Origin of the sequence: Nonomuraea recticatena, assembly GCF_039533245.1 — a bacterium.
In the GTDB taxonomy this organism is placed as follows: domain Bacteria; phylum Actinomycetota; class Actinomycetes; order Streptosporangiales; family Streptosporangiaceae; genus Nonomuraea; species Nonomuraea roseola.
The window spans coordinates 26,217-49,923 of sequence record NZ_BAAATE010000018.1; the positions used below are offsets into that span (position 1 = coordinate 26,217).

23 protein-coding genes are annotated in these 23,707 nt (G+C 70.3%); 18 read left to right on the forward strand and 5 right to left on the reverse strand.

The features are described 5' to 3' along the window. Position 1: 1 nt before the first annotated feature. The 7 genes from ABFX50_RS29520 to ABFX50_RS29550 all read left to right on the forward strand — a co-directional run bounded on the left by ABFX50_RS29520 (position 2) and on the right by ABFX50_RS29550 (position 6,959). Positions 2 to 835 (forward strand): hypothetical protein, encoded by an 834-nt coding sequence (locus tag ABFX50_RS29520; RefSeq protein ID WP_346150797.1) that lies wholly within the window; start codon positions 2 to 4, stop codon positions 833 to 835. Between the two features lie 64 nt (positions 836 to 899). Next, entirely contained in the window at positions 900 to 2,498 is a 1,599-nt protein-coding gene (gene murJ / locus ABFX50_RS29525) for a murein biosynthesis integral membrane protein MurJ (RefSeq protein ID WP_346150799.1), read from the forward strand. Between the two features lie 2 nt (positions 2,499 to 2,500). Next, a complete protein-coding gene (locus ABFX50_RS29530) occupies positions 2,501 to 3,823 on the forward strand; it encodes a glycosyltransferase family 4 protein (protein WP_346151020.1) in 1,323 nt (440 codons plus the stop codon). Positions 3,824 to 4,090: 267 nt separating this feature from the next. Then, positions 4,091 to 5,083, forward strand: coding sequence for a TerC family protein (locus ABFX50_RS29535; RefSeq protein ID WP_376773321.1), 993 nt, complete (start codon positions 4,091 to 4,093; stop codon positions 5,081 to 5,083). A 179-nt stretch (positions 5,084 to 5,262) separates the two neighbouring features. After that, on the forward strand, positions 5,263 to 5,832 hold the full coding sequence (locus ABFX50_RS29540; protein ID WP_378540039.1) for a phosphatidylserine decarboxylase: 570 nt from the start codon (positions 5,263 to 5,265) through the stop codon (positions 5,830 to 5,832). Beyond that, positions 5,819 to 6,649, forward strand: a complete 831-nt coding sequence (gene pssA, locus ABFX50_RS29545; RefSeq protein WP_346150801.1) for a CDP-diacylglycerol--serine O-phosphatidyltransferase — start codon at positions 5,819 to 5,821, stop codon at positions 6,647 to 6,649. Before ABFX50_RS29540 ends, pssA begins: the two co-directional genes overlap by 14 nt. Positions 6,650 to 6,698: 49 nt before the next feature. Beyond that, entirely contained in the window at positions 6,699 to 6,959 is a 261-nt protein-coding gene (locus ABFX50_RS29550) for a hypothetical protein (RefSeq protein ID WP_183662030.1), read from the forward strand. 185 nt (positions 6,960 to 7,144) lie between these two features. On the opposite strand, the gene ABFX50_RS29555 is transcribed toward ABFX50_RS29550, so the two are convergent. Beyond that, a complete protein-coding gene (locus ABFX50_RS29555) occupies positions 7,145 to 7,801 on the reverse strand; it encodes an MBL fold metallo-hydrolase (protein WP_346122460.1) in 657 nt (218 codons plus the stop codon). Then, complete coding sequence (locus tag ABFX50_RS29560; protein WP_346150804.1) at positions 7,798 to 8,586, reverse strand: maleylpyruvate isomerase family mycothiol-dependent enzyme; 789 nt, start codon at positions 8,584 to 8,586, stop codon at positions 7,798 to 7,800. Before ABFX50_RS29560 ends, ABFX50_RS29555 begins: the two co-directional genes overlap by 4 nt. A 179-nt stretch (positions 8,587 to 8,765) precedes the next feature. On the opposite strand from ABFX50_RS29560, the gene uvrA reads away from it, so the two are divergent. The 5 genes from uvrA to ABFX50_RS29585 all read left to right on the forward strand — a co-directional run bounded on the left by uvrA (position 8,766) and on the right by ABFX50_RS29585 (position 15,011). Beyond that, positions 8,766 to 11,606 (forward strand): excinuclease ABC subunit UvrA, encoded by a 2,841-nt coding sequence (gene uvrA / locus ABFX50_RS29565; RefSeq protein ID WP_346150806.1) that lies wholly within the window; start codon positions 8,766 to 8,768, stop codon positions 11,604 to 11,606. Positions 11,607 to 11,750: 144 nt separating this feature from the next. Further along, the gene (locus ABFX50_RS29570; protein ID WP_346150808.1) at positions 11,751 to 12,161 is read left to right on the forward strand and encodes a Rieske (2Fe-2S) protein; all 411 of its coding nucleotides are present in this window, start codon (positions 11,751 to 11,753) and stop codon (positions 12,159 to 12,161) included. Positions 12,162 to 12,266: 105 nt separating this feature from the next. Beyond that, entirely contained in the window at positions 12,267 to 12,734 is a 468-nt protein-coding gene (locus ABFX50_RS29575; protein ID WP_346122455.1) for a Rieske (2Fe-2S) protein, read from the forward strand. Between the two features lie 49 nt (positions 12,735 to 12,783). Next, positions 12,784 to 13,263: a Rieske (2Fe-2S) protein gene (locus ABFX50_RS29580; RefSeq protein WP_346150810.1), complete on the forward strand. Its 480-nt coding sequence runs from the start codon at positions 12,784 to 12,786 to the stop codon at positions 13,261 to 13,263. Positions 13,264 to 13,424: 161 nt separating this feature from the next. Continuing rightward, positions 13,425 to 15,011: a DUF6596 domain-containing protein gene (locus ABFX50_RS29585; RefSeq protein ID WP_346150812.1), complete on the forward strand. Its 1,587-nt coding sequence runs from the start codon at positions 13,425 to 13,427 to the stop codon at positions 15,009 to 15,011. A 50-nt stretch (positions 15,012 to 15,061) separates the two neighbouring features. Here the strand turns inward: ABFX50_RS29585 and ABFX50_RS29590 are convergent, their stop codons facing one another. Both ABFX50_RS29590 and ABFX50_RS29595 read right to left on the reverse strand, forming a co-directional pair. Then, entirely contained in the window at positions 15,062 to 15,478 is a 417-nt protein-coding gene (locus ABFX50_RS29590) for a DUF4267 domain-containing protein (protein ID WP_346150814.1), read from the reverse strand. A 29-nt stretch (positions 15,479 to 15,507) separates the two neighbouring features. Then, positions 15,508 to 15,996, reverse strand: coding sequence for a cupin domain-containing protein (locus ABFX50_RS29595; protein WP_346150815.1), 489 nt, complete (start codon positions 15,994 to 15,996; stop codon positions 15,508 to 15,510). Between the two features lie 231 nt (positions 15,997 to 16,227). On the opposite strand from ABFX50_RS29595, the gene ABFX50_RS29600 reads away from it, so the two are divergent. The 5 genes from ABFX50_RS29600 to whiA all read left to right on the forward strand — a co-directional run bounded on the left by ABFX50_RS29600 (position 16,228) and on the right by whiA (position 21,946). After that, positions 16,228 to 16,479 carry a hypothetical protein gene (locus tag ABFX50_RS29600; protein WP_346150817.1) on the forward strand — a complete coding sequence of 84 codons (252 nt, stop codon included), beginning with the start codon at positions 16,228 to 16,230 and terminating at the stop codon, positions 16,477 to 16,479. A 370-nt stretch (positions 16,480 to 16,849) separates the two neighbouring features. Next, positions 16,850 to 18,754: an excinuclease ABC subunit UvrC gene (gene uvrC / locus ABFX50_RS29605; RefSeq protein ID WP_346151022.1), complete on the forward strand. Its 1,905-nt coding sequence runs from the start codon at positions 16,850 to 16,852 to the stop codon at positions 18,752 to 18,754. 7 nt (positions 18,755 to 18,761) lie between these two features. After that, positions 18,762 to 19,649 (forward strand): RNase adapter RapZ, encoded by an 888-nt coding sequence (rapZ, locus tag ABFX50_RS29610; RefSeq protein WP_183662004.1) that lies wholly within the window; start codon positions 18,762 to 18,764, stop codon positions 19,647 to 19,649. Positions 19,650 to 19,975: 326 nt separating this feature from the next. After that, positions 19,976 to 20,893 (forward strand): gluconeogenesis factor YvcK family protein, encoded by a 918-nt coding sequence (locus ABFX50_RS29615; RefSeq protein WP_346151024.1) that lies wholly within the window; start codon positions 19,976 to 19,978, stop codon positions 20,891 to 20,893. Positions 20,894 to 20,965: 72 nt separating this feature from the next. Then, positions 20,966 to 21,946 (forward strand): DNA-binding protein WhiA, encoded by a 981-nt coding sequence (gene whiA / locus ABFX50_RS29620; RefSeq protein ID WP_183662002.1) that lies wholly within the window; start codon positions 20,966 to 20,968, stop codon positions 21,944 to 21,946. Positions 21,947 to 21,992: 46 nt separating this feature from the next. Here whiA and ABFX50_RS29625 read toward each other — a convergent pair whose 3' ends face one another. Next, the gene (locus ABFX50_RS29625; RefSeq protein WP_346150819.1) at positions 21,993 to 22,511 is read right to left on the reverse strand and encodes a hypothetical protein; all 519 of its coding nucleotides are present in this window, start codon (positions 22,509 to 22,511) and stop codon (positions 21,993 to 21,995) included. Between the two features lie 187 nt (positions 22,512 to 22,698). On the opposite strand from ABFX50_RS29625, the gene gap reads away from it, so the two are divergent. Continuing rightward, the gene (gene gap / locus ABFX50_RS29630) at positions 22,699 to 23,703 is read left to right on the forward strand and encodes a type I glyceraldehyde-3-phosphate dehydrogenase (RefSeq protein ID WP_346122443.1); all 1,005 of its coding nucleotides are present in this window, start codon (positions 22,699 to 22,701) and stop codon (positions 23,701 to 23,703) included. Positions 23,704 to 23,707 lie beyond the last annotated feature (4 nt).

The following is a 23,707-nucleotide window of genomic DNA, read 5'->3' on the forward strand; positions in this document are numbered from 1 at the left end:
CATGGCTCGTGCTCTGCTCGGCGCGCTCGCAGGCGCCGTCCTCGGTGCCGTCGCGGCCAGGGCCGCCTACACCGCGCTCACCGCCAAGGCGCGCTCCAAGGAGTGGGAGCGCACCAACCACAGGGGCGAGACGCTCACCCTGCTGGAGGGCCCCGCCTTCGTCGCCGGCGCCGCCGGCGCGCTGGCGATCGCGCCCGGCCTCCCCGCCAAGGCGCGTCTGGCCGCCGTGCTCGCGGGGGCCGGCAGCGGCGCGCTCGGCGCCTACGACGATCTCTACGGCGGTTCCTCCTCCAAGGGCTTCAAGGGCCACCTGTCGGCTCTGGCCAGAGGACAGGTCACCAGCGGCGCCGTCAAGATCCTCGGCATCGGCGCCACCGGGCTCGGCGCGGCCGCCCTGGTCTCGCGCGGCCCGCTCGACACCCTGGTCAACGGCGCGGCCATCGCGGGCAGCGCGAACCTGGCCAACCTGTTCGACCTGCGTCCTGGCAGGGCCATCAAGGTCGGGCTGATGGCGGGGGGCCCGCTGCTGGCCGCCTGCCTGCTCGGCGCCGACGCGCTCGGCGCCGCGCTGGTCGCGTTGCCGCTCGGCGCGGGAGCCGCGCTGCTGCCCGAAGACCTCGGCGAGCAGGCCATGCTGGGCGACGCCGGAGCCAACGCGCTCGGCGCGCTGCTCGGCCTGGCCGCCGTCACCACGCTCGGCCGCCGAGGCCGATACGCGCTGCTGGGCACGGTGGCCGCGCTGACCGCGGCGTCGGAGAAGATCAGCTTCACCAAGGTCATCGCCGCCAACTCGGTGCTCCACAGGATCGACATGCTGGGCCGCCGCCCCGCGTGAGTTGTCGGTCGCGTCTGCCAGGATGGCCACTGATGTCGGCGGCCCTTCAGGAAGGCGGTGGGTGGTGACGCGGGGGGTGGCGGGCGCCGCCGTGCTCATCGGCGCCATCACGGTCCTCGCCAGGATCACCGGCTTCGCCAAGCAGGCCGTCTTCGCCGGAACCGTCGGCACCAACTGTCTCGGAACGGCCTACGCGACGGCCAACCAGATCCCCAACATCGTCTTCGAGGTCGTGGTCGGCGGGGCGCTGGCCGGAATGGTGGTCCCCGTCCTCGCGGGCGCGGCCGGCAGGGCGCAGGTCGGCCGCATCACCTCGGCGCTGCTCACCTGGGTGCTGGTCGTGCTGGTGCCGCTGGCCGTGCTGACCGCCGTGCTGGCCGGTCCCGTCATGGGGCTGTTCTCCTTCGTGGGCTGCGACTCCGCCGCGGTGAGCGCGCTGGCCACCCGCATGCTGGTGGTCTTCGCCCCCCAGATCCCGCTGTACGGCCTGGCCGTCGTGCTCTACGGCGTCCTGCAGTCGCACCAGCGCTTCGCGGGCCCGGCGGTCGCGCCTCTGGTCTCCAGCATCGTCGTCATCGTGGCCTACCTGCTGTTCGTGCCGCTGAGCGGCGACACCAGAGACCCCGGCGCGCTGCCCACCCCCGCCGAGCTCGCGCTGTCGGTCGGCACCAGCCTCGGCGTGCTCGCCCTCGTCCTCACCGTCACAGGGCCCGCGCTCGGCCTGCGCCTCAGGCTGCGGCCCACGCTGCGCTTCCCCGAGGGGGTGGCGGCCCAGGTCCGCGCCCTGGCCATGGCGGGCATCGCGGGGCTGCTCGCCCAGCAGGCCACGATGGTCGTGGTGCTGCTGCTCTCGAACAACGCCATCGGCGGCGGAGCGCTCGTCGTCTACAACTACGCGTGGGCCATCTACCTCGTGCCCTACGCGGTGCTGGCCGTACCGATCGCCACCAGCGCCTTCCCCGGGCTGTCCGCGCACGCGGCCGGGCAGGCGTGGGAGCCCTTCGCCGCGCTGGCCGCCCGCACGACGAGGGCGGTCGTGCTGGTCTCGGGCCTGGCCGCGGGCGCGCTGGCCGCTGCCGCGGGCCCGGGAGCGGTCGTCTTCCTCAGGTCGCTGACCGACGTGCCCCCGCCCGAGCTGGCCCGCGCGATCGCCCTGTTCGCTCCTGGCCTGGTCGGCTACGGACTGATCGCCCACCTCAGCAGAGTCCTCTACGCGGCGGGCAGGGGCAGGGCGGCGGCGACGGGCACCGTGGTCGGGTGGGTGGTGGCGATGCTCGCCCAGGTGGGCTTCGTCCTGGCCTTCCCCGAGGGCTGGCAGGTCGGCGGCCTGGCGCTCGGCATGACCGCCGGCATGACGGTGGGCGGCGCCTGGCTGCTGGCCGCCGTGGCGCGGGCGAGAGGGGCCGAGCCGGTGCAGGGCGTGGCCCGCGCGACCCTGGCCGCCTTCGCGGGCGGAGGCGCGGGATTCGCGGCGGGCTCGGCGCTGGTGGCCCTGGTCCCGGCGACCGGCCTGCTCGCCCTGACGGGCCTCGCGCTGCTGGCGGGCTGCGTGGCGCTGGCCGTCGGCGCGGCGGTCGTCGCCCTGGTCGACAGGGCCGACGCGGCGGCGCTGGCGGGGATCGTGCTGCGGCGACGACGTGACGAGTCACGGATGGGTGGTTGACGATGCGGGTGGCCTTCGTGCTCGGCACGACCTCGGGCGGCACGGGCAGGCACGTCGTGATGCTGGCCGAAGGGCTGCTGCGGCGCGGACACCAGGTGCTGGTCGTCGGCCCCCAGAGCGTGGAGGAGCAGTTCGGCTTCCGCGCGGCAGGGGCGGTCTTCGTGCCTGTGCAGGTCTCCGACCGGCCGCATCCGGTCAACGACGTCAGGGCGGTGGCGCGCATCAGGCGCTGCCTGAAGGAGGCGGACGTCGCCCATGCCCACGGTCTGCGGGCGGGGGCCCTCGCGGCGCTGGCGGGAGGGCGCACGCCGCTGGTGGTGACCCTGCACAACGCGCTGACCGCCGGTGGGCTGGTCGGGGCGGTCTACGCGGTGCTGGAGCGCGTCGTGGCGCGCGGGGCCGATCGGGTGCTGGTCGTCTCGCCCGACCTGGGCGACAGGATGCGCGCGCTGGGGGCGCGCGACGTGCGCGCCGCCGTGGTGCCGGCGCCGCCGCTGCGGGCGGCCACCAGGCCTGTGCCTGAGGTGCTGGAGGAGCTGGGGGCGGCGGGGCGGCCTGTGGTGCTGACGATCGCGCGGCTGGCCCAGCAGAAGGGCCTCGACACTCTGCTCGACGTCGCGGCTGGGTGCGCTGGGCGTGGGGGCGACACCCGGGATGGAAGTGGCCGTGATGCCGAAACTGGGGGTGATGCTCGGGGCGGCGGCACCGGGGGCGGCGGTGAGGCCGACAGCAGGGGTGATGATGCTCGAGGTGTCGGCGGCTCCAGGGGAGACGCCGGCCGTGAAGGCGGCGCTGGGGGCGAGCGTGAGAGTGAGGGGTGCTCGGGTCAGCCCGGTGACCCCGGTGGCGTCGGCCACAGGGGAGCGCGAGGCTCCATGGGGCAGCCGTTGTTCCTCGTGGCGGGGGAGGGCCCGCTGCGTGCGGCGTTGCAGGCGAGGATCGACGCCGAGCGGCTGCCGGTGCGCCTGCTCGGCGACAGGGACGACATCCCCGACCTGCTCGCCGCCGCCACGCTGGTCGTGTGGCCGAGCCGTTGGGAGGGCCAGCCGCTGAGCCTGAGCGAGGCGCTCATGGCGGGCAAGCCCGTCGTCGCCACCGCCGTGGGGGGAATCCCCGAGCTGATGGGTGACGCGGGGGTGCTGGTGCCGTACGGGGACGTGGAGGCGATGCGCGCCGCCGTACGCGAGCTGATCGACGACCCGGCCGAACAGCGGCGACGGGCGCAGGCCGCGGCGCGAAGGGGAGCGGAGCTCCCCGACGCAGCCGACGCGGTCGAGGCGGTGCTCGCCGCCTACCCGGCGCCGCCCGGCGGTGGGAAGAAGTAGGTGGGTCTTTCCGGCCGCTGGACGCCGACTGGCGGCCGGAGGAAACGGGAGACTCTCGGGGGTCGGCCGGTGACAGGGGATGATTAGGCGGGGCAGGGGCGTTCTCCTATACTGCTTGGGTTAGGGAGGGGAGTATCCCTTCGCGACAGCCTCGTCATCACGGTTCGCCCCGCTCCACGGGGCTCCCGGGGCTGCCGGTCCACTTCATCGTGTGGGCGGGAGAGACCTCCGGCTGTCAGTCATGCGCGCCGGAGGGTTGGTATCACTGTGGGTGAACCGTTGTGGGCTTGGGCCGTCGTCATCGTCGGTCTGCTTGTCGTCATCGCCGTGGATCTGTGGATCGTCGACCGCGGTGAGGCCCGCGAGTTCTCGATGAAGCAGGCCGGTTTCTGGGTCAGCTTCTACGTGCTTCTGGCCATCATCTTCGGCATCATCCTCTGGGCGACTCAGGGCGCGACCCATGCGGGACAGTTCTTCGCCGGCTACATCACCGAATACAGCCTCAGCGTCGACAACCTCTTCATCTTCTTCATCATCATGGGACGCTTCGCCGTTCCGAAGGTCTACCAGCACAGGGTGCTGCTCGTCGGCATCCTGATGGCGCTGGTCATGCGCGGCATCTTCATCGCGCTCGGCGCGGCGGCGCTGCAGAGGTTCAGCTGGCTGTTCTACGTCTTCGGCGCCTTCCTGCTCTACACCGCGATCAACCTGATCCGCCAGCACGGCCACGACGAGGACGAGTTCAGCGAGAACGCGCTGCTGCGCTGGGTGCGCAGGGCCTTCCCCACGACGCCCGACTACGTCGGCCACAAGGTGACCGTCAAGATCGACGGCAGGCGCATGGTCACCCCGATGCTGATCGTCATGGTCGCCATCGGCACCACCGACCTGCTGTTCGCGCTCGACTCGATTCCGGCCATCTTCGGCCTCACGCAGGACCCCTTCATCGTCTTCACCGCCAACGCCTTTGCGCTGATGGGGCTGCGTCAGCTCTACTTCCTGCTGGGCGGACTGCTGCAGCGGCTCGTCTACATCAGTTACGGTCTGGCGTTCATCCTGGGCTTCATCGGGGTTAAGCTGATTCTGGAGGCCCTGCACGCCAGCCATGTGTCGTGGGCTCCCGAGGTGCCCATCTGGGTGTCCCTGTCCGTGATCGGCGTGACGATGGTCGTCACCACCGTGGCGAGCCTGCTGAAGTCGCGGAGCGACGCGCGGAAGGGGAAGGAAATTCCCACCTCCGCGAGTGCCAACGAGGGCTAGCGCGACGGTGGTCAAAGGCGCTTTGCTTCGTGTAAGGGTTTCGAGTTCTGTAACATCTCGGCAAAGCGCCCGTCCATAGTCACCATCAAAGGTTGTCAGTGTCAGACGATTCCGCAAGCCGCCTGCAGAGCCGCCGCGTGCGGCTTGCCCGCGGTGTGTCTCCATGGCTCTTCCCGACCGTGGCCGCTGCGGCCGCCACGACGCTCCTCAGCCGCCGTGACCGGCGCTGGGGTGTGGCCGCCGTGCCGCTGACCGCGCTCACCGGAGCCATGCTCTGGTTCTTCCGCGACCCCGACCGTGTGCCGGGGGAGGGAAGGATCCTCTCTCCCGCCGACGGCGTCGTGCAGAGCATCGACTCCTGGCCGGACGGGCGCACGCGCGTCGCGATCTTCATGAGTCCGCTGAACGTGCACGTCAACAGGGCGCCCCTTGCGGGAACCGTCACCTCCGTGCAGCATGTGGCGGGTGGGTTTCTGCCGGCTTTCAACAAGGACAGCGACCAGAACGAGCGCGTGGTGTGGCATTTCGAGACCGCGCTCGGCGACATCGAGATGGTGCAGATCGCGGGCGCGGTGGCGCGCAGGATCGTGCCGTACGTGAACGTCGGGGACAAGCTCTCGCAGACGGAGCGGATCGGCCTCATCAGGTTCGGCTCACGCGTCGACATCTACCTTCCCGAAGGAATCTCACCCGCGGTGACCGTGGGAGACAAGACGGTGGCGGGGGTGACTCCCATTGACCGCGGCTGACGCTGGAAGCTGGCAGGCCGACGACGAGGAGCCGCGCGGACCGGTGGGCAAGGCCTTCCGGCTCTCCGCGGCCGACTCGCTGTCCCTCGGCAACGCGCTGTGCGGCTTCCTCGCCGTGTGCGTGCTCGCCTCCTCGGCCATCCAGGCGCTGAAGGCGGGAGACGGCTTCCTGCCCGACCCTCGCTACTTCGCCACCGCGGTGGTCCTGCTGCTCATCGGAGCCACCTGCGACCTGTTCGACGGCCTGGTGGCTCGGCGTTTCCGCGCCTCGGCCATGGGCGCCGAGCTCGACAACCTGGCCGATGTGATCAGCTTCGGCTTCGCGCCCGCCTTCATGGTCGTCATCTGGGGCGGCTTCACCGGCAAACTGCCGCTCACGGCGGTGATCGTGGCCGCGGCCTCGGTCCTCATCGCCGGTTGCGTGCGACTGGCCCGCTTCGCCTGCGTCAAGACCAAGAGCGGCGACTTCATGGGCCTGCCCATCCCGATGGGCGCGATGACGGTCGTCTCGATCGTGCTGCTGTTCCAGCCCAACTGGTTCTCGCTGGCCGCGGTGCTCGCGGTCGCGTGGCTGATGGTGAGCCGCATCGAGTACCCCAAGCCCAAGGGGCAGCTGGCGGCCGTCGTGCTCGCCTGGATCATGATCAACGTGGCCTGCCTCACCACGTGGGCGGCCTGGCCGCAGGGCGGCGACACGCTCATCCAGGTCGGCGCCACCATGCAGATCGCACTTGTGACGGCGATCCCGCTGCGGGTGCTGCTCTTCAAGCGTGAGCAGCGCAAGGAGCGCAAGGAATCCACGAGCGTCGGCGACTGACGAGCGCCCCCGCCTGCTGAGGGCGTGCTCGCTCGGCTTCAATGGGAGCATGCGCGAGCACACCCGCACCTACTTCCTCGGCCGGCTGGCCGGCGAGCTCGAACTGCGCGGGCTCTCCACCCGTCTGCGCGCCGACCCGCCTTCGCTGCGGGTCGGCGAACCGGGCCCGGGCCACCTCACCGAGACCGTCGACTGCGTCGCGCTGGACGAGGGCTGGTTCTACCGGTGGTCGTGGGGCGAGGTGCTGGCCAGCACCGCCGATCCCGGGGCCGCCGCCGACCGTATCGTCCGCATCCTCTCCGGTTCCTGAACCATCACCCTGGACGGCAGGCCACCAACGGTTCCTGACCGACATCCTGTACGGCAGGCCCCCTAACGCGCCTGCGCGGTCACCGGTGCCGCTCCGTCCAGGGGACGCTCCCCGGGAGCCGCCGCCGCGCCGTCGCGACGGAGGGCCGGCGAGACATCGCGCCTGCCGTACACGGGAGAGCGGGGCTACCAGCCGCGGGCCCGCCACTCGGGCAGTGAGGGCCGCTCCGCGCCCAGGGTGGTGTCCTTGCCGTGGCCCGGGTACACCCAGGTCTGGTCGGGCAGCCGGTCGAACAGCCGCTCCACCACGTCGTCGTAGAGCTGGGTGAAGCGCTCGGGGTCCTTGCCCGTGTTGCCCACGCCGCCGGGAAACAGCGAGTCGCCGGTGAACAGGTGCTGCTGGCCGTCGCCGCCGTCGTACAGCAGCGCGATCGAGCCTGGCGTGTGGCCGCGCAGGTGGATGACCTCGAGCGTGACGACGCCCACCGAGATCCTGTCGCCGTGCTCCACCAGCCGGTCGGGCGCGATCGGCAGAGCGCCCGCGTCGAGCGGGTGGGCGATGGTCGCCGCGCCCGTCACCTTGACCACCTGCTCGAGCCCCTGCCAGTGGTCGCCGTGCTGGTGGGTGGTCACCACGGCGGCAAGGGGCTGGTCGGTGATCAGCGCGAGCAGCCTGTCGGGCTCGGCGGCGGCGTCGATGAGCACCCCCTCGCCGGTGTCCGTGCAGCGCAGCAGGTAGGCGTTGTTGTCGAACGGGCCCACGGCGAGCTTGGTGACGGTGAGCTTGGACAGCTCCCGCACGTCGGCGGGGCCGCCTACCTGAACATCGCCTGTGTAAGTCATGGGCTCTCCTCTGGGTAGGTGTCGGGAGGCGCCGTCGGGAGGTTCGCGGGGGCGGGCATGGTCAGCCAAGGGGGTGGCGACGGCAGCCGGTCGCCCTCGGCGCGCTGCCCCTCGTACACCACCCTAATCCTCTGCCCGGCCGACCGTCCGGTCAGCCAGGCGAGCACGTCGCGGGCCGTGCCCCGCACCACCGGCCCCTCACCCAGTTGCCGCCACTCCCGCGCGGGCTCCTCCAGCACGATGGCGCCGACCGTGCTCCTGCCGTACGGCCAGCAGGCCAGGCAGTCGTGCAACTCCCTCAGCACGAACGCCTCCGGCCAGTCGTCGGGGGTGTAGCCGGCGCGGAGGTCGACATGGTGGAGCTCCAGCTCGCGCACCCGCCGGACCAGCACGTACCAGGCGGGGTGCGGGGGCGGTCTGAGCGCGCGGACCATGGCCGACCAGGCGGGCTGCGGCAGCTCGTCGATCGCCGTGGCCAGCCGCGCGGCGCTGAGCTCGAGGTCGGCGCGGTGCTCGGCGGCCCGCCTCGCCGCTCCCTCCTCTATCTCGGCCGCCCGCGCGGCGGGGTCAGGGTACTGCGGCGTCTCGATCCCCGTCCTGGCCCAGCGCAGCAGGTTCACCAGACCGTCGGCGTTGCGGGCGAGGTGGGTCAGCACGTGGCCTCTGCTCCAGCCCGGCAGCCCGGAGGGGGCGGTGACGTCGGCGTCATCCAGATGGGCGGCGGTCGCCATGAGCCTGTCGGTGGCGGCCGCGATCTCGGCACGCAGGGACGGGAGAACGCTCATGCGGGCATAATGCCGCAGTTCACGTGGTTGAACCTGCAAGGAACCGGTACCGGCTCGGGAGAAAGCCGTACTCTGGTGAGGGAAGTTTCCGACGGGGCGCCAGCGGACCCCCGAAATTGTCGGACCCTCCCTCTACCATCCCCCGTGGACCTATCAACACCTTCGACGTCGGGATCACCGTGGCAGACCGTTTGATCGTGCGTGGCGCACGTGAACACAACCTCAAGGACGTCTCGCTGGACCTTCCGCGAGACTCCCTGATCGTCTTCACCGGGCTGTCCGGCTCGGGCAAGTCGAGCCTGGCCTTCGACACGATCTTCGCCGAGGGGCAGCGCCGCTACGTCGAGTCCCTGTCGTCCTACGCCAGGCAGTTCCTCGGCCAGATGGACAAGCCCGACGTCGACTTCATCGAGGGTCTGTCTCCCGCGGTCTCCATCGACCAGAAGTCGACCAGCCGCAACCCCCGCTCCACGGTCGGCACCATCACCGAGGTCTACGACTACCTGAGGCTGCTGTGGGCACGCATCGGCAAGCCCCACTGTCCCGCCTGCGCCCGCCCCATCGCCAGGCAGACCCCCCAGCAGATCGTCGACAGGGTGATGGAGCTCGAGGAGGGCACCCGCTTCCAGGTGCTCGCCCCCGTCGTCAGGGGCCGCAAGGGCGAGTACGCCGAGCTGTTCCGCGAGCTGCAGACCAAGGGCTTCGCCAGGGCCAGGGTCGACGGCACGGTGATCCGTCTCGAAGAGCCGCCGACGCTGAAGAAGTACGAGAAGCACGACATCGAGGTCATCGTCGACCGGCTCTCGGTGAAGGAGTCCTCGCGCAGGCGGCTGACCGACTCGGTCGAGACCGCGCTGACGCTGTCCGGGGGCACGATCACGCTCGAATTCGTCGACCTGCCCGAAGACGACCCCGGCCGTGAGCGCTTCTACTCCGAGCACCTCTACTGCCCCTACGACGACCTGTCGTTCGAGGAGCTCGAGCCGCGCTCGTTCTCCTTCAACTCCCCCTTCGGCGCCTGCCCCGAGTGCACCGGCCTGGGCACCAAGATGGAGGTCGACCCCGACCTCGTCGTGCCCGACCCCGAGAAGACGCTCGGCGACGGCGCGCTCAACCCCTGGGCCGGTGGCCACACCAGCGAGTACTTCGTGCGCCTGGTCGAGGCGCTCGGCCTGACCATGGGCTTCAATCTCGACACCCCGTGGGAGAAGCTGCCGAAGAAGGCGCAGAAGTCGCTGCTCTTCGGCCACGACGAGCAGGTCCACGTCCGCTACAGCAACCGCTACGGCAGGCAGCGCTCCTACTACACCACCTACGAGGGCGTGATCCCGTGGGTGCAGCGCAGGCACGCCGAGGCCGAGAGCGACTCCACGCGTGAGCGCTTCGAGGGCTACATGCGCGAGATCCCGTGCCCGACCTGCGAGGGCAGGCGGCTCAAGCCGGTCTCGCTGGCCGTGACCGTCGCCGACATGTCCATCGCCGACGTCTCGGGCATGTCGATCGGCGAGTGCGCCAAGTTCCTCGCCTCGCTGAAGCTGTCCGACCGCGACATGCACATCGCCGAGCGGGTGGTCAAGGAGATCAACGCCCGCATGGGCTTCCTGCTCGACGTCGGCCTCGACTACCTCACGATGGACCGCGCGGCCGGCACCCTGGCAGGTGGTGAGGCGCAGCGCATCCGCCTGGCCACGCAGATCGGCTCCGGCCTGGTGGGCGTGCTCTACGTCCTCGACGAGCCGTCCATCGGCCTGCACCAGCGCGACAACATGCGCCTGCTCGACACCCTGATCAGGCTGCGCGACATGGGCAACACGCTGATCGTCGTCGAGCACGACGAGGACACCATCGCCGCCGCCGACTGGGTGGTCGACATCGGTCCTGGCGCGGGCGAGCACGGCGGCCAGGTCGTGGTCTCGGGCACCGTCCAGGACCTCCTCGACAGCGAGGAGTCGATGACCGGCGCCTACCTGTCGGGCCGCAGGTCCATCGCCGTTCCCGCCAAGCGCCGCAAGCGCGACAAGAAGCGGCAGATCACGGTGAAGGGCGCCCGTGAGCACAACCTGAAGGGCGTCGACATCGACTTCCCGCTCGGTGTGTTCACCGCGGTCACCGGTGTGTCGGGCTCCGGCAAGTCCACGCTGGTCAACGACATCCTCTACAACGCCCTGGCCAAGGAGCTCAACGGCGCCCGCACGGTGCCCGGCCGTCACTCGCGGGTCAACGGCATGGACCAGGTCGACAAGGTGGTCCACGTCGACCAGTCGCCGATCGGGCGCACCCCGCGCTCCAACCCCGCGACCTACACAGGGGTGTTCGACCACGTCCGCAAGCTGTTCGCGGCCACCACCGAGGCGAAGGTGCGCGGCTACCAGCCGGGGCGCTTCAGCTTCAACGTCAAGGGCGGGCGCTGCGAGGCGTGCGCGGGCGACGGCACCATCAAGATCGAGATGAACTTCCTGCCCGACGTCTACGTCCCCTGCGAGGTCTGCCACGGCGCCCGTTACAACAGGGAGACGCTGGAGGTCCACTACAAGGGCAAGACCATCTCCGAGGTCCTCGACATGCCGATCGAGGAGGCGCTGTCGTTCTTCGAGGCCATCCCGGCGATCAAGCGGCACCTGCAGACCCTCAACGACGTCGGCCTGGGCTACGTGCGGCTCGGCCAGCCCGCGACCACGCTGTCGGGCGGTGAGGCGCAGCGCGTGAAGCTCGCCTCCGAGCTGCAGCGCCGCCAGACGGGCCGGACGATCTACGTGCTCGACGAGCCGACCACCGGTCTGCACTTCGAGGACATCAGGCGGCTGCTGGGCGTTCTCGGGCGGCTGGTCGACGGCGGCAACACGGTCATCGTGATCGAGCACAACCTCGACGTGATCAAGACCGCCGACTGGGTCATCGACATGGGCCCCGAGGGCGGTTCCCGCGGCGGCACCCTGGTGGCCTCGGGCACGCCCGAAGAGGTGGCGCTCGTGGACGAGAGCCACACGGGCCGCTTCCTGCGCAAGATCCTTTCCGTCTGACGCCCGCGCGATCCCCCGCGGGGGCCCGGATTCGGGACCGCCGGGGGGTCTCAATAGGCTGAACAGCAGGTAAAGGCCCGGCCTGACATGGGCGTCGGGGGATCGCGGAGGGGCGACATGGCAGGCGAGGAGCGGGGTAGCGGCATGCCCGCATGGGGTCGGCGTGAGGTGCTGGGAGCGACGGGCGTGGCCGTGTGCGGAGCGGCGCTGGCGGGGTGCGCGGGCGCCGACGGCAGCGCCGCGGCCATCGTGCCGCCCGGCATCAAGGGCAAGGTCATCGCCAAGAAGGCGGACGTCCCGGTTGGCGGTGGCAAGGTGATCAACGAGTGGAAGATCGTGATCACTCAGCCCACCTCGGGCGTCTTCAAGGCCTTCACCGCCAACTGCCCGCACAAGGGCTGCTCGGTGGGACGCCCTGAGGACGGCGTGATGACCTGCCCCTGCCACGGCAGCGAGTTCGCCCTCGACACCGGCAAGTGTCTCAAGGGCCCGGCCAAGGCGCCGCTGGCGGAGTTCCCTCTCAAGGTCGAGGGCGACGGAATCGTCATCCTGTGAACCCGTAAAACTGCCTGGTGCGAGGGATCGGCTCAGGGGAGGCTGAACCGGCGCGCACGCGCTGCCGTACCTGAGAAGAGACAGCGAACCTGGAGGGTGATCATCATGGCAGAGACGACACGTCGCGCGGTGGTGCTGGGAGCCGGGGGTGTGAGCCTGGGCGCGCTGCTCACCGCCTGCGCCGGTTACGGCCAGCCGGCCGACACCGTGGCCGAGCAGGAGCCCACGCAGTCGGACTCGTCGGCCCCCGAGCCCACGAAGTCGAAGAAGGCCAAGAAGCCCGCAGGGGAGGAACTGGCCAGTACGGCCGACATCCCCGAGGGTGGCGGCAAGGTCTTCGCCCAGCAGAAGGTCGTGGTGACCCAGCCCTCAGCGGGTGAGTTCAAGTGCTTCTCGGCCATCTGCACCCACCAGGGATGTCCGGTCGACAGCGTCGAGGACGGCACCATCAACTGCCCCTGCCACGGCAGCAAGTACAACATCGCCGACGGCTCCGTCGCCAACGGGCCGGCGACCAAGGCGCTGGCGGAGAAGAAGATCACGGTCGACGGCGAGAAGATCTCACTGGGGTAGAGCGCGTCCTTTCACAATTTTCTCAGCTGTCTGCGGTTGGTTTGTTCGCATGCGAGACGATCTTAAGAGCCGCAGGACGGTTATCGCGGGTGTGGGAGCGGGCGGCATGGCCGTGATGCTGGCGGCGTGTGGTGGCGACGGCGAGGCGGTGACCAGCGCGGCCCCGCAGGCGTCGGCCGGTTCGGCGGCGCCCTCCGCGTCCGCCTCCGCCTCCGCGTCCGCCAGTGAAGGCGCGGGCGGTACGGCGGCGCTCACGACGAAGGCCGAGGTGCCGGTCGGAGGCGGGACGATCTTCAAGGAGCAGAAGGTCGTCGTGACCCAGCCGGTCGCCGGCGAGTTCAAGTGTTTCAGCGCCCTCTGCACCCACAAGGGGTGCCCGGTGGCGTCGGTCGGGAACGGGACGATCGACTGTCCCTGCCACGGCAGCAAGTTCAGCATCGAGGACGGGTCGGTCAAGGACGGACCCGCCACCAAGCCGCTGCCCGAGGTCGCCTTCAAGATCGACGGAGAGTCGATCTCGCTGGGCTGAGGTCGCCGCCCGCTGCACCTTCCGGTACGGCGGGCGTCTTCATGTCCGGCCTTCGCCGTCGGTCTCGCGCATGGTGTCGATTCCCGCCTCTCTCGTTCGCCGTAGGTGGTGAGGGCGTCACCACCGACGTCCTCACCGACAGGTACAGCGGAGGAATCGACATGCGCACACTGATGGTGACCACGTTCGTGTCCCTGGACGGCGTCATGCAGGCCCCCGGCGGCGGCGACGAGGACCGCGACGGCGGATTCGAGCACGGTGGCTGGGCCGTGCCGCACATGGACCAGCAGCTCATCCAGCGGATGGCCGCGCTGGTCGGGAGGGCGGGCGCGCTCCTGCTCGGACGCAGGGCCTACGACACCTTCGCCGCCACCTGGCCGCTGGCAGACGCCGACGACCCGATCGGGGCCAGGATGAACAGCCTGCGCAAGTACGTCGCGTCGCGCACGCTGGAGAGCGTGTCGTGGCAGAACTCGACGCTGCTCACCGGTGACGTGGCCAAGGCGGTCGGCGAGCTCAAGCAGGGCGAGGGCGGCGAGATCCAGGTCCACGGCAGCGGGCGGCTGATCCAGACGCTGCTCGCGCACGACCTCGTCGACAGCTTCCACGTGCTGGTCTTCCCCGTGCTGCTCGGCTCGGGCAAGCGGCTCTTCGCCGACGGCGTGCCGGACAGGCCGGGCGCCTGGCTGACCGTCGCGGCCAGGCACAACGCGCTGGACGCCCTGCGCAGGGCCAGGACACTGCGCTCGAAGCTCCACCTGCTGGTGGAGCCCGAGGCGGTGACGGGGCAGGACGCCGCGGCGGGCCCGCAGGTCCACGACGACCGGCTGCGACTGGTCTTCCTGTGCTGCCACCCCGCCCTGGCCACCGAGACGCAGGTCGCCCTCACCCTGCGGCTGGTCTGCGGCGTGCCGACCGCGCACGTCGCCGGGGCGTTCCTGGTCTCCGAGCCGACCATGGCGGCCAGGATCACGCGGGCGAAGAAGAAGATCGCGGCTGCTCGCATCCCCTTCAGGATGCCCGCGGCCGACGAGCTGCCGGAGCGGCTCGACGCGGTTCTCACCACGATCCACCTGCTCTTCACCACGGGACACACCGCGCCGGAGGGGCCCTCGCTGACCAGGACCGACCTGGAGGGGCGCGCGCTCGAGCTGGCGCGGATGCTCCACGGCCTGATGCCAGGCGAGCGCGAGGTGCGGGGACTGCTCGCCCTGCTCCTGGCCAACCACGCCCGCAGGGCCACCCGTACGGGCGGGGACGGCCGCCTGCTGCCACTGGCCGGCCAGGACCGTTCGGCGTGGGACCAGGAGGCCATCGCGCAGGCGCACGAGCTGGTCCTGGGGGCACTTGGCGGCGGCGACCCCGGCCGGTTCGCCCTGCAGGCCGCCATCGCGGCGCTGCACGCGAGCGCGCCGACGTACGACGACACCGACTGGCCGCAGATCCTGCTGCTCTACGACCGGCTGGTGCAGGTGTGGCCGTCCCCGGTGGTGGCGCTCAACAGGGCCGTGGTGGTCGCGATGGTCGCAGGGCCGGCGAGCGCGCTGGCCGAGATCGAGGCGCTCGAGCAGGACGAGCGCCTGGCCGGCTATCGCTATCTGCCCGCGATCAAGGCGGACCTGCTCCGCAGGCTGGGCCGCGAGGCCGACGCCGCCGTGGCCTACGAAAGGGCGCTCTCACTGGCGGGCAACGACGCCGAGCGCGCCTTCCTCGCCGGCCGTCTCGCCGAGGTGGGTCCTGGCCGCTGAGCCATGGCGCGGTTCAGGTCACCGCGGCGCGCCGGCCCTTGGGCCGGTTGTCAGGAGATGGGTTGCGGGGTCCGCGAATCGCTCAGCAGGAGAGCGCCCGCGAGGACGACTGCCGCGGCGGTGGCGCCGTGCACGCCGAAGGCGGTCGCGGGTACTCCGCTGGAGAGCAGCACGATGAGCATGTCGCCAAGGGGGGTGAGCGCCGTGGCCAGCATGACCCAGCCCAGGACGCGGCGGTTCCCTGCGGCGAGGACCGCGAGGACCACCAGGCCGGACACTATGTCGCGGACTCCTTTGACGGCAAGGAATCCCGAGCCCTCGCCCCGCGGCCAGCTCGGCAGGCCGAAATCGGGCGCGGTGGACTGTGGGGCCAGCAGATAGTTCACTCCGACGTAGATGATGAAGAAGCTGCCTACGACGGCGAGAACGGTGCCGACGGTGCTCCGGGACGGCAACGTGGTGGACAAGGTGATCTCCTTCGGTGAGGGGTCCGGGATCAGGACGCCTGGCGGTCGCGTGTCCAGGCGGGGCTGTCGAGGAAGTGGTTGTCGTACAGGTCCTGGGAGGCCAGCAGTTCCTCGAGCGTGGCCTCGCCCCTGCGGAGGCGGTCGAGCAGCCGGAAGTAGGCGAATCGCTGGATGCCGGGGGCGACGACGATGAGGAGGTCGGCGGTGTGGCCGGGGGCGGCGGCGAAGGCGTGGGGCGTGAGCGGGGGCACCGCCGCCACGTCGCCCTCCTGCAGTGTCACGATCTCCTCCCCGGACAGGATGCGGGCCTTGCCCTGCAGGATGTAGAACAGCTCGGTCGAGGTGGCGTGGTGGTGTGGCACGGCGCCGTCCGCGCCCTCGGCGAGCGTCATCCTGACGGTGCTCAGCGCTCCGCCGGTGTCGTCGGAGTCGAGCAGCAACCGTCCTGTGGCGGTGGGCGAGCCGATGGTCTCGGCGTCTATCTCGCGGACGATGGCCGTTTCAACGATCATGGACATGTCGTGCTCCCTTTGAGCGCGGAGGACGCGAGCCGTTCTGCATAGGCCTCGGTCGACCGGCGCTTCTGTGATCATCACTCGGTGGTGGAGGGCGCCGCCCAGCTGGTCGGACAGCGCCTCGGCGTCCGGCTCCGCCCGAAGCCGGCCGCGCGCGTGCCCGCTCGATCAGAGCGGGCACGATGGCGTTGCGCCTGGCGTACCGCTCGCAGATGTCGTCGCGCCTTTGCGAGGGTGGACACGAAGGACATCCAGCTCGCGTCGAACACCACGGACGTGACGCCGATGACGCTCGCCGGTGATGGGGAAGGCGTGGATCGTGGTCGGCGGCAGCACGAGGTCGGGGAGCTGGGTGCCGAGCAGCGACAGGGTCTCGTCGAACCAGAGGCGCGGCCGGCAGACCGCCACCGGCGTGGTCGACGTGCACAACGTCGCCGGCGCCGGGGCGTCGGCGTGCAGGGCCGTGACCTTCAGAAGCGATTCTGAGGAGATTCTGGAAGCGCTATTATCAACTCTCACGTCAGACAGTAGCAGTTCGCCGCCTCGCCGACCGCCGAGCTGATTGACGCCGCACGCCGGCCCACATCCGCCCACGAGCCGCCGCCGGCACGCGCTGATCGAAGCGCCGGAACCACGCGCAATGGCGCAGAGCAACGGCCGCTGCCGGCACGGCGACGATCAAGCGGCTTGCCGGCCCGGCAGCCACGACACCGTCTTCCCTTGGGCGACCTTCACCGTCAACGTGGTCGACTCGCCCGCCGGACGGATCGTGTCGTGGACCCGCGCGACTCTTTGCCGTGCCGCTCTTTGCCGTGCCGCGGGGCGAGCTTGGTTGTCGGTGGCGACCTATAGGCTTTTGGATGTGGCGAGCACCTTGAGTTTCCGGCCCAAGCCCGGGTCGATCCCCGACTCTCCAGGGGTCTACCGATTCCGCGACGCCAATGCCCGGGTGATCTACGTGGGCAAGGCGAAGAGCCTGCGTCAGCGGCTCAACTCCTACTTCGCCGACTTCGCGGGGCTGCACCCGCGCACGCAGACCATGCTCACCACCGCGGCCGGCGTCGACTGGACCGTCGTCGGCACCGAGGTCGAGGCGCTCCAGCTCGAATACTCCTGGATCAAGGAGTTCGACCCGCGCTTCAACGTCAAGTACCGCGACGACAAGTCCTATCCCTACCTCGCGGTCACGATGGGCGAGGAGTTCCCCCGCGTGCAGGTCCTGCGCGGGGCCAAGAAGAAGGGCACGCGCTACTTCGGGCCCTACTCCCACGCCTGGGCCATCCGCGAGACCGTCGACCTGCTGCTGCGCGTCTTCCCTGTACGCACCTGCTCGGCAGGGGTGTTCAAGAGGGCGGGGCAGATCGGCAGGCCGTGCCTGCTCGGCTACATCGACAAGTGCTCGGCGCCGTGCGTGGGCAGGGTCACCCCGGAGGAGCACCGCGACCTGGCCGAAGACTTCTGCGACTTCATGGCGGGCAACACCGGGCGCTTCATCAAGCGCCTCGAGCAGGACATGCGCGAGGCGGCCGGTCAGCAGGAGTACGAAAGGGCCGCCAGGATCCGCGACGACGTCCAGGCCCTGCAGCGGGCGCTGGAGAAGCAGGCGGTCGTGCTCGGCGACGCCACCGACGCCGACGTGGTCGCACTGGCGGAGGATCCGCTCGAGGCCGCGATCCAGGTCTTCTACGTGCGCGGCGGGCGCATCAGGGGCCAGCGCGGCTGGGTGGTCGACAAGGTCGAGGAGACCACGCCCGGCGATCTGGTCGAGCACTTCCTGCTGCAGATCTACTCCGAGGGCGAGATCCCCAAGGAGGTGCTCGTCGCGGCGATGCCGCCCGACGCCGAGGCCGTCACCGAACTGCTGTCCGAGCAGCGGGGCGCGCGGGTGGAGCTGCGGGTGCCGCAGCGCGGCGACAAGAAGTCGTTGATGGAGACCGTCGAGCGCAACGCCAAGGAGTCGCTCGCCCAGCACAAGATCCGCAGGGCCAGCGACCTGACGACGCGCAGCAAGGCGCTGCAGGAGATCGCCGACGCGCTCGACCTCGACCAGGTGCCGCTGCGCATCGAGTGCTACGACGTCTCCCACCTTCAGGGCGAGAACGTGGTGGCCTCGATGGTGGTGTTCGAGGACGGGCTGGCGCGCAAGAGCGAGTACCGGCGCTTCGCCGTACGGACGAAGGAGGGTGACGTCGCCTCGATCCACGAGGTGATCACCCGGAGGTTCAAGCGCTATCTGGAGGAGAAGTCGGCGACGGGCGAGCTCGCCGCTGAGGACGATGTGCACGGGCCGATCGACCCGGAGACCGGAAGGCCGCGCAAGTTCGCCTATCCGCCCAACCTGGTCGTGGTCGACGGCGCGGGCCCCCAGGCGGCGGCGGCCCAGCGCGCGCTCGACGAGCTCGGCGTCGACGACGTCGCGGTGTGCGGCCTGGCCAAGCGCCTGGAGGAGGTCTGGCTGCCTGGCGACGACCAGCCGGTCATCATGCCGCGGTCGAGTGAGGGCCTCTACCTGCTGCAACGCGTCCGCGACGAGGCACATCGCTTCGCCATCGCCTACCATCGTTCCAAGCGGTCCAAGACGGTGAAGGAGAGCGCGCTCGACGGCGTGCCTGGCCTCGGTCCGGCGCGCAGGCAGGCGCTGCTCAAACATTTCGGCTCCGTGAAGCGGCTGCGCGAGGCCGGTGTGGCCGAGATCTGCGAGGTTCCCGGCATCGGCCGCGCGACCGCAGAGGTGATCGTGTCGAGGCTTGCCCAGGAGTAGTGAGGTTATGAGCAGCCCAGAGGATCAAGGACGCGCCGGAACCGCGTTCGTCATCGTGACCGGCATGTCAGGAGCCGGGCGCAGCACCGCGGCCAAGGCGCTGGAGGACCTCGGCTGGTTCGTCATCGACAACCTTCCGCCCGGGCTGTTGTTCGCCATGGCCGAGGAGGCGGGCAGGGTCAAGCTGGCCGCCGACAAGGTGGCCGCCGTGGTCGATGTGCGCAGCCTGGCCTTCACCACCGATCTCAACGCCGCGATCGAGGAGCTCGAGGGGCGCGGCGTCCGCGTCCGCGTGGTGTTCCTCGAGGCCAGCGACGAGGAGCTGGTGCGCAGGTTCGAGAACGTCCGCAGGCCCCATCCGCTGCAGGGCGACGGGCGGCTGGTCGACGGCATCGCCCGTGAGCGCGGCATCCTGCGCGAGGTGCGCGCCAACGCCGACCTGGTGATCGACACCTCGGCGCACAACGTCCACGAACTGCGCAACAAGATCGTCGCCTACTTCGGCGGCGACAACAGGCCGGGGCTGCGGGTCAACGTGGTCTCCTTCGGCTTCAAGTACGGCCTGCCCGTCGACGCCGACCTGGTGGTCGACTGCAGGTTCCTGCCCAACCCGCACTGGGTGCCCGAGCTGCGGCCGATGAACGGCCTCGACAGCCCCGTGCGCGACTACGTACTCGGACAGGCCGGCGCGAAGGAGTTCCTCGACGCCTACGAGGAGGCTTTCAAGATCGTCGCGACCGGATACGCGCGCGAGGGCAAGAGCTATGCGACGCTGGCGGTCGGCTGCACGGGCGGCAAGCACCGCAGTGTGGCGATGGCCGAGCAGCTCGGCGGGCGGTTGCGTGACCGCGGGATGGAGGTCCAGGTGAGTCACCGGGATGTGGGTCGGGAGTGACGGATGGGCGCGAGGGCGTAGACGGCTCAGCCGACGAGACCGGTGCCCCCACCGGACAGGGTGCTCCCGGCGGACAGGGTGGCCCCTCGATGGGGTCCTTTCCTGACACGGGTGACCCCACGATCGCCGATGGTCCCGTCCAGGGCGGTTCTAGGGGAGCGCGGCGGGCGGCGGCACCGGCGGGAAGCCTGGATGACGGTTCCCCGCCGGATGGTCGCGCGCAGGGCGGTTCTGGAGGCGGGCGGCGGGCCGTGGCACCCGTGGGACACCTGGATGACGGTTCCCTGCCGGTGGAGTCAGCGGCGCCGCTGGGCCGGAAGCCCAAGGTGGTGGCGCTCGGCGGTGGGCATGGGCTCTACGCCTCGCTGTCGGCCCTGCGGAACGTGACCGACGAGCTGACCGCCGTGGTGACCGTCGCCGACGACGGAGGCTCCAGCGGCAGGCTGAGGCGCGAGCTCGGCGTGCTTCCACCTGGCGACCTGCGCATGGCGTTGGCCGCGCTGTGCGGCGACGACGAGTGGGGCATCACCTGGAGCGAGGTGGTCCAGCACCGGTTCAGGAGCGAGGGCGACCTGCACGGCCACGCCGTCGGCAACCTGCTGATCGTGGCGTTGTGGGAGCTGCTCGGCGACCCCGTGGCCGGTCTCGACTGGGTGGGGCGGCTGCTCGGCGCCAGGGGCAGGGTGCTGCCGATGGCCTCGGTCCCGCTCGACATCGTCGCCAGGGTGGAGCTCGACGGGGTGATCTCGACGGTGCGCGGCCAGGTGGCGTGCGCGCTGACCCCCGGCAGGGTCCAGGCGATCTCCCTGGTTCCCGAGAACCCTCCGGCCAGCCAGGAGGCGGTGCGGGCGGTGCTCGACGCCGACTGGGTGGTGTTCGGGCCCGGCTCGTGGTTCACCAGCGTGCTGCCGCACCTGAAGGTGCCCGAACTGGCCGAGGCGCTGCATCTGACCAAGGCCAGGCGCCTGGTGACGCTCAACCTCGCGCCGCAGCCCGGTGAGACCGACGACTTCTCGCCGCAGCAGCACCTCGAGGTGCTCAGGCAGCACGCGCCCGACCTCACCGTCGACGTGGTGCTCGCCGACACCGGAGTGGTGGACGATCTCGACGCGCTGGAGAAGTCGGCGGCCGCGCTGGGCGGCCAGGTGATCACGGCCTGTGTGGCGGCCGAGGACGGCTCGCCGAGGCACGACCCACGACGTCTTGCCTCCGTCCTGGACGAGATTTTCCTCCAGAAGCGTTGATCCTGGTCGGCGCCGCTCGAAGGTGCGAGAGACTTCTTGGGAGCCGGTCTGTATGGGGGAGGACTAACGCTTATGGCAATGACAGGTGTGGTGAAGGACGAGCTGAGCCGACTGCCGGTGCTCAAGCCCTGCTGCCGCAAGGCGGAGGTGTCGACGCTGCTGCGCTTCGCCAGCGGCCTGCACCTGGTGGGCGGGCGCATCGTGATCGAGGCTGAGCTCGACACCAACGCCACCGCCCGCCGGCTGATCAAGGACATTGGCGAGGTCTTCGGTCACAAGGCCGAGGTGCTGGTGCTGGCTCCAGCGGGGCTGCGCAAGGGCTCGCGCTACGTCGTGCGCGTCTACCGCGACGGCGAGGCGCTCGCCCGCCAGACAGGGCTGATCGACAACCACGGCCGCCCGGTCAGGGGGTTGCCGCGTCAGGTGGTGGCGGGGGCCTCCTGCGACGCGGAGGCGGCCTGGCGTGGGGCGTTCCTGGCCCACGGCTCGCTGACCGAGCCCGGCCGTTCGATGTCGCTTGAGGTGACCTGCCCGGGTCCCGAGGCGGCGCTGGCGCTGGTCGGATCGGCGCGGCGGCTCAAGATCCACGCCAAGGCGCGCGAGGTGCGCGGCGTCGACAGGGTGGTGGTGCGCGACGGCGACGCCATCAGCGCGCTGCTGACCAGGCTGGGCGCCCACGACAGCGTGCTGGCGTGGGAGGAGCGGCGGATGCGCAGGGAGGTGCGGGCCACTGCCAACAGGCTCGCCAACTTCGACGACGCCAACCTGCGCCGCTCGGCCAGGGCGGCGGTCGCCGCGGGGGCCAGGGTGCAGCGGGCGCTTGAGATCCTGGGCGACGACGCACCCGACCACCTGGTCATCGCGGGGCGGCTGCGGGTGGAGCACAAGCAGGCGTCGCTGGAGGAGCTGGGTCAGATCGCCGACCCGCCGCTGACCAAGGACGCGATCGCGGGCCGCATCAGGCGGCTGCTGGCGATGGCCGACAAGCGCGCCTCCGACCTGGGCATCCCCAACACCGAGGCGAACCTGACGGTGGACATGCTGGCTCAGTGAGCGGGCGCGGGCGCCACGCGCGTGCGACGGCGCCCGCGAGTCGCGCTCAGGCCTGCGGGTTCTTCGGCGTGAACAGGCTGCCCTCCGGCTGGTGCTGCGGAGCGGGGACCGGCTCCACCGGCTCGGGCTGCGCCTGCCTGGCGGCCTTGACGCGCTTGCTGACGAACGAGTAGCCGGCGAAGGCGCTGATCGCCCAGAACAGCAGCGTCTTGGGGTCCTCGCCGAGCAGGTCCGGCATCATGCCGGTGACCGTGCTGAACGCGTCGAGGTAGCCCACCTCGGAGCCCTCGGCCTTCGCGTACTTGACCGCGAGAACGGTGCCGCCGACAGCGGTGCCGAGCGCCGTGCCCACCAGTGCGAACAGTGCGGCGAGCGGCGGCAGGACGGGGCTGGACGGCCTGACGGCCATCATGCCCAGGCCGACCAGCACACCGATCAGGATGGCGGCGAGACCGAGCTCGTACTCGGTGATGCCGATCACGGCTCCGTAGACGGCCGCCCCGACGAGCATGGCCGCCAGGCCCATGAGAATGCCCGGCACCAGTCCTGATTTCTGCTGGGTCATATATGAGGTCCTCGGAAAATAGGCGTGTTGACAGTGACGAGTCGGGCACTTTACTCGACTAGGACAAACAACGTGTGTTGATCCAGGAAAAACAGGGTGGGACCTCGCGTGGTCTAAACCAATTTGGGTCCGATAGGGTTCGTGGTTGAGGTTTCAGCCCGCCATTCACGTACGAGGAGACGGTTCCGTGAGCATCCGCGTAGGCGTCAACGGCTTCGGTCGCATCGGCCGCAACTTCTGGCGCGCGGTCGCCGCCAGTGGCAAGGACATCGAGATCGTCGCGGTCAACGATCTGACCGACAACGCGACGCTCGCCCATCTGCTGAAGTACGACAGCATCCTGGGACGCCTGCCGTACGAGGTGAAGGCCACGGCAGACGAGATCGTGGTCGACGGCAAGACCATCAAGGCCTTCGCCGAGCGTGACCCCGCCAAGCTGCCCTGGGGCGACCTGGGCGTCGACGTGGTGGTCGAGTCGACCGGGTTCTTCACCGACGCCACCAAGGCCAAGGTGCACGCCGACAACGGCGCCAAGAAGGTCATCATCTCCGCTCCGGCGAAGAACGAGGACGTCACCATCGTCATGGGTGTCAACGACGACACCTACGACCCCGCCAACCACACGGTCATCTCCAACGCTTCCTGCACGACCAACTGCCTGGCTCCGCTGGCGAAGGTGCTCAACGACTCCTTCGGCATCGAGAAGGGTCTGATGACCACGATCCACGCCTACACGCAGGACCAGAACCTGCAGGACGGCCCGCACGGCGACCTGCGCAGGGCCCGTGCCGCCGCGCTCAACGTGGTGCCGACCTCCACCGGCGCCGCCAAGGCGATCGGCCTGGTGCTGCCGGAGCTGAAGGGCAAGCTCGACGGCTTCGCGATGCGCGTGCCGATCCCCACCGGCTCGGCCACCGACCTCACCGTCGAGGTCAAGCGCGACGTCACCGTCGACGAGGTCAAGGCCGCCTACAAGGCCGCCGCCGAGGGCCCGCTCAAGGGCTACCTCACCTACACCGAGGACGAGATCGTCTCCAGCGACATCGTCACCGACCCGGCCTCCTGCATCTTCGACGCGGGGCTGACCAAGGTCATCGGCAACCAGGTCAAGGTCATCGGCTGGTACGACAACGAGTGGGGCTACTCCAACCGTCTCGTCGACCTCATCGAGCTGGTGGGTCGCGACCTGTGACGGA

Excerpts from the sequence above, each read along its gene's own strand:
- ABFX50_RS29550 (WP_183662030.1), top strand. The coding sequence starts at position 6,699 with ATGCGCGAGCACACCCGCACCTACTTCCTCGGCCGGCTGGCCGGCGAG.
- ABFX50_RS29575 (WP_346122455.1), top strand. The coding sequence starts at position 12,267 with ATGGCAGAGACGACACGTCGCGCGGTGGTGCTGGGAGCCGGGGGTGTG.
- ABFX50_RS29570 (WP_346150808.1), top strand. The coding sequence starts at position 11,751 with ATGCCCGCATGGGGTCGGCGTGAGGTGCTGGGAGCGACGGGCGTGGCC.
- ABFX50_RS29520 (WP_346150797.1), top strand. The coding sequence starts at position 2 with ATGGCTCGTGCTCTGCTCGGCGCGCTCGCAGGCGCCGTCCTCGGTGCC.
- ABFX50_RS29625 (WP_346150819.1), bottom strand. The coding sequence starts at position 22,511 with ATGACCCAGCAGAAATCAGGACTGGTGCCGGGCATTCTCATGGGCCTG.
- ABFX50_RS29580 (WP_346150810.1), top strand. The coding sequence starts at position 12,784 with ATGCGAGACGATCTTAAGAGCCGCAGGACGGTTATCGCGGGTGTGGGA.
- whiA (WP_183662002.1), top strand. The coding sequence starts at position 20,966 with ATGGCAATGACAGGTGTGGTGAAGGACGAGCTGAGCCGACTGCCGGTG.
- ABFX50_RS29595 (WP_346150815.1), bottom strand. The coding sequence starts at position 15,996 with ATGTCCATGATCGTTGAAACGGCCATCGTCCGCGAGATAGACGCCGAG.
- ABFX50_RS29530 (WP_346151020.1), top strand. The coding sequence starts at position 2,501 with ATGCGGGTGGCCTTCGTGCTCGGCACGACCTCGGGCGGCACGGGCAGG.
- ABFX50_RS29555 (WP_346122460.1), bottom strand. The coding sequence starts at position 7,801 with ATGACTTACACAGGCGATGTTCAGGTAGGCGGCCCCGCCGACGTGCGG.
- ABFX50_RS29585 (WP_346150812.1), top strand. The coding sequence starts at position 13,425 with ATGCGCACACTGATGGTGACCACGTTCGTGTCCCTGGACGGCGTCATG.
- ABFX50_RS29560 (WP_346150804.1), bottom strand. The coding sequence starts at position 8,586 with ATGAGCGTTCTCCCGTCCCTGCGTGCCGAGATCGCGGCCGCCACCGAC.
- rapZ (WP_183662004.1), top strand. The coding sequence starts at position 18,762 with ATGAGCAGCCCAGAGGATCAAGGACGCGCCGGAACCGCGTTCGTCATC.